We start from the raw sequence: 16,134 nt of genomic DNA, 5'->3' as shown, positions 1-16,134 counted from the left end.
GATCGCGAAAGGTCGTCATGGTGGTCCTCCATATTCGTTCGCGACAACTCTGCTCCAGATAAGGCATGTTCGTCTCCCAAACGGCGAAACCACATACATTTGCGTCCGAGGCACGAAGGCACCCGGACAGATCTCTGACACCGAACGCCAACGCGTTCGCGCACGGGGATCGACCTGTCAACCAAGCTCATGCTCGCGGCCACCGCGGCGAGCTGGTTGGCGTGCCCGAAGCTGAACTCGCGCAGCAAGATCCCCACTGTCGAGCGCGCATACACCTCGGCGAACACCCAGGGCGTGGCGCCGGCGCGCAACACGTTCACATCGTCGATGCTGTCTGCGCCGCACATCATGCCCGCGATGGTCGTGGTCAGCTTCCCGGCGGGTTCACCGCGCCCGAGACCACCCGTGTGCTGGGCAGCTCGACGTGCTCGCTGATCAACCACGAAAGACCGTTCTGCTTAGCCAATTCCAGCCCCGGAACCAAACCCGCGGCCCAGAAGGTATTTTCGCTGTTCACACGTCGATCACCCGTAGACCAACCGTCCACGGATGCAGGCTCAGAACCGCACCAACGCCGGCACGTCGGCCAGCGTGCAGTTCGGGATACGCTCGGCCGCGCGCAGCAGAAAGTTGAGCTTCTCGATGCGTTCGCCCGACCGGGGCGCGCCGTTCTTCTGGAACGGCGCCCCCAGGCCCACCGCCAGGTCCATCACGACATCGTCGATGACACCGCCCGACCGGCCCGACGGGATCGCCAGAAGTCGGTTCGCCGTGGCGTATTCGAAGCAGTCCAGTGCCTCGGCGATGGTCCCGACCTGATTGGGCTTCAGGATGAAGCCGTGAACGGCCGGGGTCTGTACGGCCCGCTGCAGTCGGTCGCGGTCGGTAACGATCAGGTCGTCGCCGAGGATGAGCGAACGGTCAATGGTCTGAACGGCTTTGGTGAACCCGTCCCAGTCGTCTCCGTCGAGCAGGTCTTCGATGAACACCATCGGGAAGTCCTCCGACAGCGCCCGCGCATAGTCGATCAGCGCCTCCGCGGTCACCTGCTCGCCGTTGAGTGCGTACGTCTGCGTGTTGGCGTCGTACACTTCGCTGGAGGCACAGTCCAGGGCAAACGCCATGACGTCGGCACAGCCGGCACGCTCGACGGCCTCGGACAGCACCTCCAGGACGACGCGCGGGTCACCCGACGGGGCGACGTACCCGTACGACGAGGCCACCAGCGGTGCGCGACCGAGCCGCTCGGCCAGCACCTCGCCCAGCACGCCGAACGACCTCACACCCTTCTCGACCGCCGACTCGATGGACTCGGCGCGATAAGGCACCACGAGGAACTCGTTGAAGGTCTGGACGACGTCCCCGTAGCGGCCGCCGTTGATCATGTTGAAGCTGGGCGCGGGCACCGCGGTGGGCGGTTCGAGTCCCAGCAGTGCGCCGACGAAGGAGTAGGTCGGCATGCGCGCCGCGGCGGCCGCCGCGCGCAGCTGCGCGATCGAGGTGGAGTAGATCGCGTTTCCACCGAGCCGGTGCTTGTCCGGCGTGCCATCGAGTTCGATCAACAGCCGGTCCAGGGACCGCGGGTCGTCGAGTTCGGCGCCCAGGAGAACGGGAGCGATTTCGTCGGTAACCGCGGCGACGGCGCGATGCACGCTGAGCCCGCGGTACTCGGCCGGGTCTCCGTCACGCAGCACGAAAGCCTCGTGCACACCGACGGAAGTGCCGGTCGGCGACGCACCACGGCCGACATGTCCGGTGTCCGTGGTGATTTCAACTTCTACCAGCGGCCGGGCCTTGCAGTCCAGCAGCTGGCGGGCCACGACGGAGGCGACCTTCATCGACGACCTCTCCTGCTGGCGTGAAAGTCGATGAACATGGCAGCGCCAGCGTATGAGCGGGTCGCTGAGAGGGCGCTGAGAAAGTCTCTGAGCCTGATTTGTGCCGCGCATGAAGCCTGCTATCTCAGTTGGCAGTGGGCAGGCGGAAGAAGTCGGCGACGGCGTCGGCGGCGCACAGATCGCGCGTCGACGGTCCCCAAAGCCATTGCACCGAGGCGCGTTTGGGATTGGGGAGAACATGGCCGCCGCCATGCACGGCATAGAACCGCACGGGCGACGCGCCGGGACTGGTGTAGTCGTAGCTGGTGACCGACGTTGCATCGCCGGGTGCGCCCCGGTGCGCCAACTGCGTGACGCATGGCTCTCCGGTGATGCCGTTGCGGGTGGCGAAGTACTCAGCGGTCTGCGGCGCCGAAAGGTGCATGCCCTTGGGAAAGCGGCCGCGGTAGCCGACGATGCCGCCCTCGAAAGGCGCCAGGGGATCGGCGGTGCCGTGGATGGTCAAGACCGGGCCGGGTCGGGGTGTTCGACCGCGGGCGGTGATAAACGTGCGGTCACGCCCCGCGACGGTTAATGACTCGCGCCTAACCGCCACGTCCGGACGTGAAACCGTCGATCTGACCATGCCCCAAGGTTGACGCGAAATGCTCTCGATCTTGCCGGAATATCGGAAAGTGACCTTCTGCGTGCAGTAGATCACGCTTTTAGTCAGTCAGCTATGTCGGCCCACCAACGCTCAGTTATCGGCTGCGTCGGTCGGCGACGCTGAAATGCCTAGTGCCACGGTCAGTTCCAGGATGGTGTTCGGGTCGTCGAGGCGGTCGCCGTAGAGTTCGCGCAACTGAGTCATCCGGTAGCGCACCGTCTGCGGGTGCACGAACAGTGATTCGGCCACGGCATCGCGGCGGCCGAGGTGTAACACCCAGGCCCGCAGTGTTTCCGCGAGCCGTTCGGCAGCGCTGGGACGCAGCCCCGCCAGCGGTGCCAGCACGCGGCGACGCAGGTCCGCGGCGGCGTCGTGGTCGGCGCTGAGGACCAGCTCGACGAGGTGGTCCTCGGTGTCCACCAGGCCGGCCTCGCCTGCGGCCAAGGTGAGAGTGCGTATCGCGCGTCGATACGACGATCGCGCCGACCACCACGGACGCGGCGGCCCGACGACGGCACGCCCACCCGCTAACGCTTCGAGCACCCGGCGCCGCTGTTGGCCTTCGGCGTCGGGGATCAGCACCACGGCCAGGGATCCGGCGGCGTCCGACTCAGGCGGGTCGACGGTGGCCTGCAGCGTCTCTTGCGTGAAAAGGGCTGCCAGCTTGCGGGTTTCGGCCTCGGGCAGCAGCACTGCGCTCAGCGTCTTGGGCGGTTTCCAGTTGGCCTGCTCGGCGCTGGCGAGCAGCTGGTTCAGCGGCCGGCCCGCCAGCAGTTCGGTGGCGAGCCGGTCGAGGTGGCGTTGCCGGACCCGGCCCGCGGCGGCGAGTTGATCGGCGTGGCCCGACACGCTTGCCGCCGACAGTTCATCGATGAAGGCGAACACCATCTCGGCGAACCGCGCTGTCGTCGCCGCCGCAAGCCCCGCCGCCACCGCGGTGGTCGACAACTCCCGCCACGCCACCCGCGCACCGACCCGGTAGGCCGCCAGCAGGGCATCGATCGACCGGCCGTTGCGGGCCTCGCCGCGGCCCAGGTCGTACGCGCCGTCGAGAGCAGGAGACAACCGCGGCCCGGGATCGGCGCCGTGTGAACGTGTGGCCAGGCGCAGGAAGGCGCCCAGCGCCAGCTGCACCGCTCTCTCGATGTTCTGTCCCATCCGGTCGTCGAACGCGTCGGCGTAACTGGGCACTTCCGCCGTGACCGCCGCGACCGTGTGCTCGGCCATCCGGGGCAGCACCCCCTCCAGGGCTTCGACGATCTCGTCGTCGAGGTCCAGGCCGATGAATCGGGTGTCCGGGTCAGACAAGTTGTTCCTTTCGAACAAAAGATGGCGGATTAATCACCCTCAGCAGATAGGACTTTGTACCACATGCTCATGGAGGCTGGTGGCATGACGACAACAACAGTTCGCCCCTCCGCTACCGGACTGCGCCGGCGCGTGCTTGAGCTGGCCGAGCGGATGACCACCCCTTTGGTGCCCGGTGACTACCTCGACCTCGTCGACCCGCTGCGTTCCGGGGCCCCGCTGCGGGGACGGATCACCGCCGTGCACCCCGAGACGCGCGATTCGGTCACCGTGATGATCAAGCCCGGCCGCGGATGGCAGGCGCATGTCCCCGGCCAGTACGTCCGCGTCGGCGTCGACGTCGACGGGGTGCGTCAGTGGCGCACCTACTCGCTGACCTCGCACACCGACCGTCCCGACGGGCACATCTCGATCACCGTGAAGGCCATGCCGGACGGAAAGGTCAGTAACTACCTGACGTACCGCGCCACCGTCGGCACCCTGCTTCACCTCGACCAGGCCGCCGGTGACTTCGTCCTTCCCACCGCAGTACCGGACAAGCTGCTGTTCGTCACGGCCGGCAGCGGCATCACCCCGGTCATGGGCATCCTGCGCAATCTCCTCGACAGGACGGATGCCGTCACCGACGCGGTGGTCGTGCACTGCGCGCCAACCCCTGACGACGTGATCTTCGGCGGCGAGCTGCGCGGGCTGGCGGCGCGCGGCCGAATCCGGCTGATCGAAATCCACACCGCCGGCGACGGCCGACTCGACGCCGCGCGCCTGCACGAGCTCGTCGACGACCTCGACCAGCGGCGCACCTGGGCCTGCGGACCCGGGGGCCTACTCGACGCGCTGCAACGGCACTGGGCCGAACAGGGCGTGGCCGACGAGTTGCACACCGAGAGGTTTCGCGCCGATGTTGTGACGACCGGCGACGGTGGCACGGTGACATTCAGCAAGAGTGGTGCGACCGCGCAAGCCGCCGGCGATCAGACGCTGCTCGATGCCGGCGAGGCCGCCGGCGTGCTGATGCCGTCGGGCTGCCGGATGGGCGTGTGCTTCGGCTGCGTGGTCCCCCTGCGCCGCGGCGCCGTGCGCGACGTGCGCACCGGCGACCTCACCACCGCCGCCGAGGGTGACGGCGTGGTGATCCAAACGTGCATCAGCGCCGCCGCCGGCGCGTGCGACATCGACATCTGAACAAAACTGCGACATCTGACGAAAACTGCGATATCTGACCAAAACTGCTTTGAGACAAGGAGTTACGACATGACCGCCATGCAACGCAAGCATGACAGCCCGATTGCCCACCTCAGCGACGATGACATCGAGAACCTCGGCGCCGAACTCGACGCCATCCGCGCCCACGTCATCGCCAGCCGCGGCGAACGCGACGCCGCCTACATCCGCAAGGTCATCGACGGCCAGCGCACACTCGAACTGGCCAGCCGCGCAGTCTTGCTGTTCTCACTGTTCCCGCCGGGTTGGATCGCCGGCACGGCAGGGTTGGCGGTGTCGAAGATCATCGACAACATGGAAATCGGCCACAACGTGATGCACGGCCAGTGGGACTGGATGCGCGACCCGAAAATCCACTCCACGGCTTGGGAATGGGACAGCGCATCGCCGGCCTCGATGTGGAAGCACTCACACAACGAGTTGCACCACACCTACACCAACGTGCTCGGCCTGGATCAGGACCTCGGCTACGGCATCATGCGTGTCGACGAGGATCAGCGATGGAAGGTGTTCTACCTGGTCCAGCCGCTGACCAACTTCGTCAACGCCTGCTTCTTCCAATACGGCATCGCCGCCTACGATCTGCAGATCGGCCGCTACCTCAAGGGCAAGACCGAGAAGGACGTGTTCCGCCGCCAGGGCCAGGAGGTCCTCGCCAAGGTCGGTCGACAATCGCTCAAAGACTATGTCCTGCACCCACTCCTATCGGGACCCTCGGCGCTGACTACATTCACCGCGAACCTGACCGCCAACCTGATCCGCAACCTGTGGACGCACTCGGTCATCATGTGCGGGCACTTCCCCGACGGCGTCCAGACGTATGAAAAGACCTCGATCGACGGCGAAACCCGCGGACAGTGGTACCTAAGGCAAATGCTGGGCTCCGCCAACATCTCCGGCGGCCCGTGGCTGCACTTTATGACCGGCAACCTGTCCTTCCAGATCGAGCACCACCTCTTCCCCGACCTGCCGAGCAACCGCTACCAGGAGATCGCCCCGAAGGTCGCCGAACTCTTCGGGCGCTACGGCCTGACCTACACCAGCGGCCCTCTGCCGCGACAGGTCGCGTCGGCCTGGAAGAAGGTGGTGCGGCTGTCCCTGCCGAACAACCTCGCCACCCGGCGGTTGCCGCGATTCGGACTGGGTTGGGCTACTGGTTGCGAGCCATCTGGGACGACACAGCCGGCGCATGCCGCATAACCGTTACGGCGACGCGATGGCTAAGCGGCGCGCGGGCCACGCCATTCGTGTCGACCGGCCGGCTCCGGGCGAAGGTGGGTGACGGGAGCCAGTTGCGCGTCGCTGGTCTCCCAGCGCTGCTGAACTTCGCGGTAGAGCCACCGGACTGTGGCCACGATCGCGACGACGATGGCCAGCACGGTCACAGCGTCCCCGAGTGCGACCACCGCGACGATGCCGGCGACGATCCACAACGCCGTCGTTGTGTAGTGAGCCTGGCGGTGTCCGCTGATGGTGGTGTGCTGCATGTCTGCCTCGCCGAGAGTTGAGTCACCGTCTGATCCGAAGACTTGCCTGATGCAACGTAGGGGCCGGGTGAACGCTGCCCCTTCTGTGCTGATGTGACCGACTTCACATAGTGCACACCACCTGCTCGGCGATCCGAGCGGACATTTGCCCCGAACATATTTTACTTGATACATCATGTAACTCTGCTAGTGTGGCGTCCATGTCCAAAGCAGTGCAGTTCGATTCCTACGGAGACGTCGACGTCCTCGAGGTGCGGGACGTACCGCGCCCTGTTCCGGAAGCCGGTGAGGTTCTGGTCGAGGTCAGAGCGGCCGGCATCAATCCGAGCGAGGCGGTGATCCGCAGCGGCGCCCTGGCCGACCAGTTCCCGGCCACATTTCCCTCCGGTCAAGGCAGCGACCTGGCCGGAGTGGTGGCCGAACTCGGCTCCGGTGTCAGCGATTTCGCCGTCGGCGACGAGGTCATAGGGTTCTCCATGAACCGGTCCAGCCACGCCGAGTACGCGGCGGTGCCGGCAAACCAGTTGACCCTCAAGCCGACTGAGGTTTCCTGGGAGGTGGCCGGCTCGCTGTTTGTCGCGGGCGCCACCGCCTATGCCGCGGTGCGGGCGGTGCGCCTGGTACCCGGGGAGACGGTCGCGATCGCGGGTGCCGCCGGCGGCGTCGGCTCGATCGCGGTTCAACTCGCCCGACGCGCCGGGGCGACGGTCCTGGGCATCGCCGGGCCGTCCAACGATGCTTGGCTCGCCGGCCACGGCGCTGTCCCGGTCAACTACGGTGACGACCTGCCGGCCCGGCTGATCGCCGCAGCACCGTCCGGACACATCGACGCCCTGCTGGATTTCTTCGGTGGAGGATACGTCGCCATGGCCGTCGAGGACCTCCAAGTGCCGCGCGAAAGGGTGAACACCATCGCAGATTTCGCTGCCGTGCAGCGGTTCGGGGTCTTGTCGGCAGGCGGCGCGGATGCCGCGACTGCGGCGGTGGTCGCCGAGTTGGCCGACCTGGTCGCACGGGGTGAACTGGAGGTGCCCATCGCCGGAGTGTTCGCCCTCGACGATGTGCGGGACGCGTTCCGCGAGGTCGAACTGCGACACACCCGCGGCAAGCTGGTGCTGCGACCATCAGCGACGGCGGCATCCAGATGAGCAATGGCAACGACTTCAACGAACGCAATATCGCCGAGTTCCGCGCCAACCACGGTCGTGTCGGCGGCCCGTTCGAGGGGGCGCCGCTGGTCGTCCTGCACACCGTCGGTGCACGCAGCGGGAAGCCCAGGACCAACATCATGATGTATCTGGCCGACGGCGCCCGGCATTTGGTGTTCGCATCGAAAAACGGCGCCGACGATAACCCGGACTGGTACTGGAACCTGAAGGCAAACCCCAACGCCCGCATCGAAGTTGGCGACGACATCATCGACGTGCAGGCCACCGATTTGCAGGGCGCCGAGCGGGACGAGAAGTACGCGCTGCAGGCCCAGCGGTATCCGGGATTCGCCGAGTACGCGCGAATGACGTCGCGGATCATTCCAGTGGTTGCACTCACACCTACCGGCACAGGGAGGCCGCGCGATTGAAGGTCCCGGCGCCCGCGTCCGGCGGAGCCGTCGGCAGACCACAATTGATTGATAGATCATGTAAATCTACTACTATGGAGCCCATGACCATGACAGCCTCGAGATCCTCCGAAGAAGCCTCCGGATCGCAGCAGATCGATTTCGATGCCCTTTACCGTGGCGAAAGCCCGGGCGAAGGCATCGCGCCGGTGACCGCACCACCCTGGGACAACAAGTTGCCCAGCGAGAGTGTCATCGCATGGCACAGCGGCGGCTGGGTCCACGGCGACGTTCTCGACGTCGGCTGCGGGTACGGCGATAACGCCGTCTACCTGGCCAAGAACGGTCACGCGGTGACCGGGTTGGACATCTCACCCACCGCCCTGTCCACTGCCGAGCAGCGCGCCAGGGACGCCGGGGTCGACGTGAAGTTCGCGGTGGCCGATTCCACCAGGCTCGACGGCTTCACCGACGCGTTCGACACCGTGATCGACAGCGGCATGTTCCACGGCCTCGATGACGACGGCAGACGTAGTTACGCCGCCGCGGTGCACCGGGCAGCCCGGCCAGGTGCGACCCTGTTGCTCAGCTGCTTCTCCGAAGACAACCCGGTAGGCAAGGACTGGCGACCGGCGGTGTCCGAACAAACGCTGCGCGACGTCCTCGGCGACGCCGGCTGGGACATCACGTCGCTGGAGGCTGCCACTGTGCACGGCGAACTGGACGGCGCGCAAGTCGAAATGGCGTTCTGGTACCTGCGCGCACAACGGCGGTAACAGGACTAAAAACTTACCGTGATCGAAACCGGCATGTCCACCCGGTAAACCTATCGAGCGAGATGTTCCGCATCGCCGGGTGGGGAGCCGGCGACGGGAATCCACCGACGAAATCGCCACGGCCATCCAGCGGGTCAACGCCACCGCGCAGCTGGCCAGAACGCGATGATCAGCCTTTCGCTGCGCCGGGTTCGCATCGAAATGGCCCCGCAAAGACGATCACCCCCTCCCCCGACGAGCGGTATGTAGGATTTGGTCGGATAATTAGCGGACCGAAGCCGCCGAAGCATGACGTACGTCATGTTTCTGGGGGATTCACCGTCTGTCGCAACGGATGTCCCGAGCTAACCGAGGAACAGATGTCTGACGAGTCCAACGGGCCGGTCCGTCGACTGATCGGGTTCATCACTCGTGATGACGCGCCGCCGATTACCCAGGCGCCGATAAGCCGGACGTGGATGACAGAGATGTCAGGAACGAGTAGCGGTTGGCCTAATCGGTGTTTGCCGATGCTGATCGCCAATCAAAGCGGCTGGGAGCTGCGCAACCGGTGCGCGTTCACCGCTACGTGGTTCGGTCAAGACGGCGTGGACGTGATGATCGCACCCGACAAGCGCGACACCGGTCAGTTCCTGCCCTCCAGCCATTTCGGCAACGGCATCCTGACCTGGCATCTGCCGATGCTGTTTCGCACTCCGCCGGGCTACAACCTCTTGGTCCGCGGGCCGGCGAACTATCCGAAGGACGCCGTGTGTCCGTTAGAGGGCATCGTCGAAACCGACTGGGCAAGCGCGAGTTTCAGCATGAGCTGGAAAATCACCCGCAAAATGATGCCTTTGCGATTCGAGGTCGACGAGCCGATCTGCATGATCGTTCCCCAGCGCCGAGCCGAGCTGGAAGAGTTCGCCCCCGAACTCCAGCGCATCGAGTCTGATGAAGATCTGCAGCGCAAGCATGAGTTATTTCTTCGCTCACGTGACACGACAAGCCAATTCGAGCAGGCGGCGAGGGTCGCCGCGGGACAGCAACCGGAGTGGCAAGCCGACTACACGCGAGGCAGACACATAGACGGCGAGGCCGGGACACCGGATCACCAGACTCGCCGTCATCTTCGTGCGTTTGTTCAGCCACAACTTGAGAAGCCGCAAGTATGAGCGCAAAAGCACCGTGATCGACAGCGGCTCACAGCACCAAACTCAACGCGCCAACGACGATCATCCCTGCGCCCGCGAACTTCCCACTCACGTCACCGAATGGGATCGTCTTCTCCAGCAGGATGAAGATGGCGATCGCCGCGATCCACAGCAGGTTCATCACGCCGCCGACGAACAGCAATCCCATCAGGATCCAGCAGCAGCCCACGCAAAAGGCGCCGAGCCTCAGTCCCATGCGGAAGGCGCCGAAGTTGCCAGCGTGCCAATAGCGGGACAGGAAGTGTGCCGGGGTCCGGCAATTCCTCAGACAGGCATTCTTGAGCGGGGTGAACTGGTAGATGCCGGCCGCGATCAGCAGCGCGGCTCCGAACACGGCGCTGGTGGACACCATCATCGGGGAGAGCAGCGCGGCCTGATCGAGAGCGTGCTGAGCGGTGGTGGCCACCAGACTGAAGATCGTCCACATCGCAATGTAGCCGGTGCACGAAGACGAACGTCGGGGCCAGCGGGTTGTGCTGAGCGGGCGGCCTTACGGGCGACTGCGGCGTCGTCGCTCACCGAGTCCGGAACGGGGACAGCGACTTCCGCAGCGACGTTGATGCGTTGCGCCCAGGACCCGGGGTTGGGGAACACAGTGACGCGGGTGCCGACCGGAGGGTTGTCGACGCCGGGTCCGCTCGCAACCACGACGCCGGTGGCCTCAAGGCCGGCCACCGTTTGGCGTCCGGGATCTGTGGAGCCGACACTGACGCCGACGAGGTCTCCGGGATGGATCGGGAAGGCGCGGACTTCGACCTGGATTTGCCCGGACCCTGGCGTCGGCGGTTCGGGGATTTCGGTGGCTTCCAAGACGTCGGCAGGCTCGCCGGCGCTGGCGAAGGTGATGGCGCGTATCACCGCTGATCACATCCTCAATATCGGTGGTGGCGCCGGAATCGTCTGTGGGGCAGCACTTTTCGCTGCTGAAGCGGAGGCTCCGACCCCGCTGCCGGAGTCGCTCGGCACAACAACTGATTGATACTTCACGTGCATTCACTCTACCCAAGCTTTACATGATAAGTCACGCACAATGAAGAGGTTGGTCGATCATTTCACCGCGCCGAGGCCGAGTGGCGTTCGGGCGAGACCTCAGCGGAGGGACTCCTCCCAATGCGTCGCCGAGTGTCGAGGCTTAGTCGCAGCACAAATCGGCGATAATCGGGTGGCCTCAGACCGAAGGATTGCAAGAAGTGTCATCAAAAACCCCGTCACGCAACAACGATGGTAGGTGGCTGACGCCCCCGCAGGATCGGGCGTGGACTGCCTTCATGCGCGCGCAGTTGCGGATGAACTACGAGATGAACCGGCAGCTGCAGTCGGACGCCGGGCTGTCGCTGTCCGACTATGACGTGCTGGCGGCACTGAGCCGGGCCCCCGACGGGCGTATGCAGGTCACCGATCTTGCCGCAGAACTCGCGTGGGAACGGAGCCGTGTGTCGCACCAGCTACGACGTATGGGCGAACGCGGACTGACGGAGCGCCGGCCGTCGACGGTCGACGGCCGCGCCACCGATGCGCAACTGACGAAGAAGGGTCACGACGCGATCGCACAAGCGGCCCCTGCGCATGTCGATTTGGTACGCCGGCTGTTCTTCGATCCACTCCCGGTTGAGCTGTTGGCTCCCCTGACCGCGGCGTTGGAGCACGTCAACGTCAACCTGGATCTGCACAGCTCGCTTCCGAACTGACTCGATTCGGCGCCGTCGCTCAGTCAGGCCGCGGTCAAATTCCGAGTTCCTGCTCGATCTGCGGGAGGTAGCGCGGCCCGTCGGGAGAGAGCAGAACCCAGTCGTGAATTTCGCCGGTGGCCAGGACGAAGCTGAACGGCGCCCCTGTGGTTGCGGCATTTTGCTCGAGGGCGACGACGTCGGGTGCGAGTGAATCCAGCGAGCCCGAGTAGACATAGGTCGGCGGGAGGCCGTCGAGCGACCCATACAGCGGACTCACCTCATAGTCGTTCTCAGGAAGGTCGCCAGCCCACGCCTTACCGATCACTTGCCCGGGCCCGACGGGCAGCAGCGGATCGTGGACGAGCCCGATGTTTGGATTGGTCAGCCCTACGTCCAGCCATGGCGACAACAGCACCATTGACCCGGGTTCGTATTGGGTTTCGTTGTGGGCTACCAGGTATTCGGTAGACGCCAGCGCGAGGTTGCCACCCGCGGAGTCACCGATCACGCTGACGTGTGACGACCCGTATTGACCGACTTCCTGGGCGATGTAGTTCGCCATTACCGGTACCACCGTCTCGGCGGTGCCACTTTGCTGCAGCAACGGGTAGATCGGCACCTCGATCGTCGCGCCGGTCTGGCTGGCCATCAGTGTGTAATCGAGCCAGTGGAAGATCGACGGCGCAAAGATGAATGCGCCACCGTGAATGGCCACCACGTAGTCGCCGGATGGATGAGCGGGCGTGATCTCCACGACGCGCATCCCCTCAAATGTGGTCTGCTGGACCGTTTCTCCGAATAGGAACGGCAGGACCTTTGGCGGGGTGTTGCTGAGGAAAAACGATAGTCCCGGGATGTTGCTGTCGCCGGTAACGAGCGACAAGAATGGGGAACCTGGTTTTACGAGCGCAGCTTCGATTCCGGTCGGGCTGAGGGCACCCTTAATCCCCCACAGCCCGGCGACTTCAAACCTGTTCAACAGCGACGGTGTACCGGTGAAGGTTGGATTCTGCGAGGCGGGGATGGCCGGCAGAGCCGGCGACCCGACGATATCGGCGAGCAGCGTGTAGGCCAACTGAGTCGGTCCCGCGGCCGGTGTCGCGGAGGTCTGCTGGATAGCTTTGGCGAATTCACCTGGCAGGCCAGGCAGATTCTCCAGCGCCTGCCCCCACTGCCCCAACTGCGCGACCGTCGCCGACGCACTGGTGTGATACCCGCTCATCACGGCGACATCATGAGCCCACATCTGCTCATAGGCAGCCTCGGTGGCCGCGATCGCCGGGGCGTTTTCACCGAACAGGTTCGAGATCACCAGCGACACCAGCTGGCCGCGGTTGGCCGTCACTAAGCCCGGATCCACCACTGCCCCTCGCGCGGCCTCAAAGGCCGCGGCCGCCGCGCGAGCCTGGCTCGCCGACTCTTCTGCTTGAGCGGCAGCCCTGCCCAGCCAACCGGCATAGGGGCCGGCAGCGGCCTTCATCAGCAGCGACGCAGGACCTTGCCATGCCTCGGCCGTCAGGTCGGAAGTTACCGAGCTGAATGTGCTGGCCGCGGAATTCAGCTCGGCGCCTATCCCATCCCAGGCCTCCGCCGCAGCCAACAACGGAGCCGCTCCCGGTCCGGCGAACATCAGCGCGGAATTCAGTTCAGGAGGCAACACCGAAAAGCTCATCACCACTCCTTTAATCGGGATGCCGGATACGCCACGTCGGCAAGGCTGGAAACCACGCGCTGTGCGTCACCACCAGGCAGCCGACGAATGCGAGCTCGTCGCGGTATCGGTGGTTCGCCCCCATGCGCCACGGATCCGACGATAACCCAGATTGGCTGATCAACAAATGCTTTGCCGACGAACGAGCGCGGCGCTGTACACGTGCGCTGATTAGGACCACAACCCGGCGTATTGGCTGTCATCCTTGGTTTCATGCCCGAAAAAAACATGTCGTCCTCATCCACGGCACGTGGGGCCGTGGCGACATTTGGGCCCCGCTCGGGCGGAATTCGAAGAGCGCGGTTACACCGTGCACACTCCGACGCTGCGCCATCACGAATTGCCCTTGCACGAGGGCGCGACTCGCCACCGCGCAGGCGTTTGAACAATTTGTCGGCGCGTTCGGGGTGCACGCTACGGCCACGACGGACGGCTATATGGCCTAATGCATTGGCCAGGAACGTATTTCCCACTCCGACCGGGCTTGGAGTGTCCGAGCGGTGGAGTTCGGCGTTTAGGCCGTTACGTGCGCCTTTTCCGCTGACGAAACGGGTAGTCAAGAACCCTCTGGCTTTGGGTGCCTTCGAAGGCGGCCACCGAGGCGATCAGCCAGTGGATCAGCTTGCGCCGTTCTCCCGACGTTTGACGTTCTTGCGGGAGGCAGCGAGCCCGGCGGCAACGGCATTCGCCGCCGCCCGCCCAGCGGTGTGCATCGGCACTGACGATCGCGTGGTGCGCGACAGCAGAACGGCTCCTTCGATCAGGCAGAAGACCTCTACCGCGACGTCGCGGGCGCACTCGGCGGTCATCCCGGCCGTCGTGAAGCGCTGCTCGAGAACCGCCAGCCACGATTCGAACGCGTCGGCGGCGGCGGTCCGCATCAGCAAAGACTTTCGCCTTGGCAGGGGCTGCCTCAGAACTCTTGATTTCCTGGGCCGAAGAACTTCTCGACGTCACTGCGGCCCAACTCGCCGACTACCTTGTGGGACTGCACTGGCGAATCAACCTGCCCTGAAAGCCAGCAGCATTACGTGCCGGCTCCCGGTGGCACCGGGCACCAGCCCGGACCGCAGTTCATCCGGGGGATGCTTCCCTCCAGAGTGTCCGAGAGGCTCGCGCCGTTACCTTGATCGATCCATCGGCGGTGCCAGTCGTGGCAGGCGTTCATATCCCAGACGAGGTCGGGCGGCAGGGTGTCCACCAGTCTTACCGAGCCGTCAGGGAACTTCTGGTACTTGTAGGGCACGGGCAACGGCTGGCCGGGGCACCACGTTCCGTAGCCCTTGTCGGCCTGGGCAGTTCCTGTGGCCGGCCCAAATCCGGCCAGCACCAGCCCGCCACCGAGCAGCGCTCCGGCGATCACCTTCTGCATGATGCGGTCGTGTGACACGGTCGTCCTTTCTGCTTGTTTCGGCGTGCGTGTCTGCCGACAGTTCATCGGACGTGCTTTGCTACCGATCCCAAATAGCACTATCGCCGCACCCGCTTGCGGTTTTCTTGCGCGGTGATTCCCGCAGTCAGTGGGAGATGGCGCGGCGTCGCTGCGCGCCGACGCGATTCAACCCGTTGGGTCGCCGGATCCCGAGAGGTCAGCGCCGAGTCGGCCTATCACGGAGAACAACTCCTCGTAGATGTTGCCTGGCACGGTGAACGGTTCCGTTCCTGACACTTGGGCGAAGTTGGCGGAAATGTCCTCTGCTGTGGCGGTGACGTCGCGGTCAGGCAGCCAGCCTTCGCCCAAGCCGACGAAGACGCGGGCGTACCGTCCTGCACACGCCGAGTAGTTCGCATGACTGGACTCGCATGCGCGACTGGCCAGATAGGTCACGATGGGCACCACCTTCTCGGGTCCGATCAGGTCGAGAAGTCCCAGATTCTTAAGCGTGTCCGGGTCTACGGTTTCTGTGACCATGCGCGAGAACCCAAAGGGTAGAACAGTATTGGAGAAGATGCCATGGTCGGCCCCCTCCAGCGCGATGATGTTGCTCAACCCCATCAGTCCTGCTTTTGCAGCAGCGTAGTGCGCCTCTAGGTGCTGCCCGAACAGTCCGGCCGACGAGCAGATGAAGACGAACCTGCCGTATCCCTGGTTCTTCATCACTTTGAACGCGGGCTGGCTGAGATAGAAGCCGCCGTCCAAGTGAACGGCGAGCATCTGCCGCCATTGAGCGAGCGTCAATTCGTCGAAGGCGACGCTGCTGAAGATGCCGGCATTGCTTATCACCGCGTCCAAGCGCCCGAACCGATCGACTGCCGTTTGCACAATCGCCGCGCCGCCCTCGGGACTGTCCACCGAATCGTATGAGGCCACCGCAACGCCGCCGTTCGATTCAATTTCGGCGACTACTTCGTCGGCGATTTTGGGGTCCGCTCCCTCTCCGCGCATAGTGCCACCGAGGTCGTTGACGACGACCGACGCGCCGCGACTCGCCAGGTCCAGAGCGTAGAGTCGGCCTAGTCCTCGGCCGGCGCCGGTAACGACGGCGACTTGATCTTTGAAATCAACCACTTTGGTGATCCCTCTCGTGAAGGTCGGCTCAGCCGGAACACTCGACTGCGTATCGTCAGCGCTTCGCCGGCTCCGGTGAGCGACTCAGACCGAATTCCAAACTAGGCCGGAACAATTATTTGGTCAAGCTGGTGAAGGCTCAGCGATCGGCCCCTTCGTGACCGGATCGGACCAATGCGTTACTGGGCCACAAGAAACCGGGCGACTGGAGCTTTCG

16 protein-coding genes and 3 pseudogenes are annotated in these 16,134 nt (G+C 64.7%); 7 read left to right on the top strand and 12 right to left on the bottom strand.

Going from position 1 to position 16,134, the window contains the following annotated elements; translation table 11 throughout:
* Positions 1–200 precede the first annotated feature (200 nt).
* From VML93_RS38845 to VML93_RS21250, 4 genes and pseudogenes are all read right to left on the bottom strand, one after another.
* Positions 201–547: pseudogene (locus VML93_RS38845) on the bottom strand (IS1380 family transposase); the annotation flags it as partial.
* Positions 548–557: 10 nt separating this feature from the next.
* The gene (gene eno / locus VML93_RS21260) at positions 558–1,838 is read right to left on the bottom strand and encodes a phosphopyruvate hydratase (protein WP_325613733.1); all 1,281 of its coding nucleotides are present in this window, start codon (positions 1,836–1,838) and stop codon (positions 558–560) included.
* A gap of 124 nt (positions 1,839–1,962) precedes the next feature.
* Positions 1,963–2,343, bottom strand: coding sequence for a hypothetical protein (locus tag VML93_RS21255; protein WP_325613731.1), 381 nt, complete (start codon positions 2,341–2,343; stop codon positions 1,963–1,965).
* 231 nt (positions 2,344–2,574) lie between these two features.
* Positions 2,575–3,792 carry a helix-turn-helix domain-containing protein gene (locus VML93_RS21250; protein WP_325613730.1) on the bottom strand — a complete coding sequence of 406 codons (1,218 nt, stop codon included), beginning with the start codon at positions 3,790–3,792 and terminating at the stop codon, positions 2,575–2,577.
* Between the two features lie 84 nt (positions 3,793–3,876).
* On the opposite strand from VML93_RS21250, the gene VML93_RS21245 reads away from it, so the two are divergent.
* Together VML93_RS21245 and VML93_RS21240 are read left to right on the top strand one after the other, a co-directional pair.
* Positions 3,877–4,974 (top strand): ferredoxin reductase, encoded by a 1,098-nt coding sequence (locus VML93_RS21245; protein ID WP_325613729.1) that lies wholly within the window; start codon positions 3,877–3,879, stop codon positions 4,972–4,974.
* Between the two features lie 69 nt (positions 4,975–5,043).
* A complete protein-coding gene (locus VML93_RS21240; protein WP_325613727.1) occupies positions 5,044–6,213 on the top strand; it encodes an acyl-CoA desaturase in 1,170 nt (389 codons plus the stop codon).
* Between the two features lie 20 nt (positions 6,214–6,233).
* On the opposite strand, the gene VML93_RS21235 is transcribed toward VML93_RS21240, so the two are convergent.
* Entirely contained in the window at positions 6,234–6,500 is a 267-nt protein-coding gene (locus VML93_RS21235) for a hypothetical protein (protein ID WP_325613725.1), read from the bottom strand.
* Between the two features lie 200 nt (positions 6,501–6,700).
* On the opposite strand from VML93_RS21235, the gene VML93_RS21230 reads away from it, so the two are divergent.
* The 4 genes from VML93_RS21230 to VML93_RS21215 all read left to right on the top strand — a co-directional run bounded on the left by VML93_RS21230 (position 6,701) and on the right by VML93_RS21215 (position 9,988).
* Positions 6,701–7,648: an NADP-dependent oxidoreductase gene (locus VML93_RS21230; protein WP_325613724.1), complete on the top strand. Its 948-nt coding sequence runs from the start codon at positions 6,701–6,703 to the stop codon at positions 7,646–7,648.
* A complete protein-coding gene (locus tag VML93_RS21225) occupies positions 7,645–8,079 on the top strand; it encodes a nitroreductase family deazaflavin-dependent oxidoreductase (RefSeq protein WP_325613723.1) in 435 nt (144 codons plus the stop codon). The genes VML93_RS21230 and VML93_RS21225 overlap by 4 nt, the downstream gene beginning before the upstream one ends.
* Positions 8,080–8,168: 89 nt before the next feature.
* A complete protein-coding gene (locus tag VML93_RS21220; RefSeq protein ID WP_325613737.1) occupies positions 8,169–8,834 on the top strand; it encodes a class I SAM-dependent methyltransferase in 666 nt (221 codons plus the stop codon).
* A gap of 359 nt (positions 8,835–9,193) precedes the next feature.
* Positions 9,194–9,988 carry a DUF6065 family protein gene (locus VML93_RS21215; RefSeq protein ID WP_325613736.1) on the top strand — a complete coding sequence of 265 codons (795 nt, stop codon included), beginning with the start codon at positions 9,194–9,196 and terminating at the stop codon, positions 9,986–9,988.
* Positions 9,989–10,016: 28 nt separating this feature from the next.
* Here VML93_RS21215 and VML93_RS21210 read toward each other — a convergent pair.
* Together VML93_RS21210 and VML93_RS38660 are read right to left on the bottom strand one after the other, a co-directional pair.
* Positions 10,017–10,472: pseudogene (locus tag VML93_RS21210) on the bottom strand (DUF2182 domain-containing protein); the annotation flags it as partial.
* A complete protein-coding gene (locus VML93_RS38660) occupies positions 10,379–10,885 on the bottom strand; it encodes an alcohol dehydrogenase catalytic domain-containing protein (protein ID WP_414686411.1) in 507 nt (168 codons plus the stop codon). The pseudogene VML93_RS21210 and the gene VML93_RS38660, both read right to left, overlap by 94 nt.
* A gap of 410 nt (positions 10,886–11,295) precedes the next feature.
* On the opposite strand from VML93_RS38660, the gene VML93_RS21200 reads away from it, so the two are divergent.
* Entirely contained in the window at positions 11,296–11,715 is a 420-nt protein-coding gene (locus VML93_RS21200) for a MarR family winged helix-turn-helix transcriptional regulator (RefSeq protein ID WP_325613720.1), read from the top strand.
* Between the two features lie 34 nt (positions 11,716–11,749).
* Here the strand turns inward: VML93_RS21200 and VML93_RS21195 are convergent, their stop codons facing one another.
* From VML93_RS21195 to VML93_RS21175, 5 genes and pseudogenes are all read right to left on the bottom strand, one after another.
* Complete coding sequence (locus VML93_RS21195) at positions 11,750–13,369, bottom strand: PPE family protein (protein WP_325613718.1); 1,620 nt, start codon at positions 13,367–13,369, stop codon at positions 11,750–11,752.
* A gap of 407 nt (positions 13,370–13,776) precedes the next feature.
* A pseudogene (locus tag VML93_RS21190) lies at positions 13,777–13,890 on the bottom strand (ATP-binding protein); the annotation flags it as partial.
* A 135-nt stretch (positions 13,891–14,025) separates the two neighbouring features.
* Entirely contained in the window at positions 14,026–14,289 is a 264-nt protein-coding gene (locus VML93_RS21185; protein WP_325613716.1) for a hypothetical protein, read from the bottom strand.
* Positions 14,290–14,435: 146 nt separating this feature from the next.
* Positions 14,436–14,798, bottom strand: coding sequence for a hypothetical protein (locus VML93_RS21180; protein ID WP_325613715.1), 363 nt, complete (start codon positions 14,796–14,798; stop codon positions 14,436–14,438).
* A gap of 168 nt (positions 14,799–14,966) precedes the next feature.
* Positions 14,967–15,917, bottom strand: a complete 951-nt coding sequence (locus VML93_RS21175) for an SDR family NAD(P)-dependent oxidoreductase (protein ID WP_325613713.1) — start codon at positions 15,915–15,917, stop codon at positions 14,967–14,969.
* Between the last annotated feature and the right edge of the window lie 217 nt (positions 15,918–16,134).

Source organism: Mycobacterium sp. (assembly GCF_035499775.1).
GTDB lineage: Bacteria > Actinomycetota > Actinomycetes > Mycobacteriales > Mycobacteriaceae > Mycobacterium.
This window is presented reverse-complemented; position numbering and strand designations above follow the sequence as displayed.

Bases quoted from the DNA above. Each gene is read 5' to 3' on its own strand.
- eno (WP_325613733.1), bottom strand. From the start codon at position 1,838: ATGAAGGTCGCCTCCGTCGTGGCCCGCCAGCTGCTGGACTGCAAGGCC.
- VML93_RS21245 (WP_325613729.1), top strand. From the start codon at position 3,877: ATGACGACAACAACAGTTCGCCCCTCCGCTACCGGACTGCGCCGGCGC.
- VML93_RS21240 (WP_325613727.1), top strand. From the start codon at position 5,044: ATGACCGCCATGCAACGCAAGCATGACAGCCCGATTGCCCACCTCAGC.
- VML93_RS21235 (WP_325613725.1), bottom strand. From the start codon at position 6,500: ATGCAGCACACCACCATCAGCGGACACCGCCAGGCTCACTACACAACG.
- VML93_RS21230 (WP_325613724.1), top strand. From the start codon at position 6,701: ATGTCCAAAGCAGTGCAGTTCGATTCCTACGGAGACGTCGACGTCCTC.
- VML93_RS21225 (WP_325613723.1), top strand. From the start codon at position 7,645: ATGAGCAATGGCAACGACTTCAACGAACGCAATATCGCCGAGTTCCGC.
- VML93_RS21220 (WP_325613737.1), top strand. From the start codon at position 8,169: ATGACAGCCTCGAGATCCTCCGAAGAAGCCTCCGGATCGCAGCAGATC.
- VML93_RS21215 (WP_325613736.1), top strand. From the start codon at position 9,194: ATGTCTGACGAGTCCAACGGGCCGGTCCGTCGACTGATCGGGTTCATC.
- VML93_RS21200 (WP_325613720.1), top strand. From the start codon at position 11,296: ATGCGCGCGCAGTTGCGGATGAACTACGAGATGAACCGGCAGCTGCAG.
- VML93_RS21195 (WP_325613718.1), bottom strand. From the start codon at position 13,369: ATGAGCTTTTCGGTGTTGCCTCCTGAACTGAATTCCGCGCTGATGTTC.
- VML93_RS21185 (WP_325613716.1), bottom strand. From the start codon at position 14,289: ATGCGGACCGCCGCCGCCGACGCGTTCGAATCGTGGCTGGCGGTTCTC.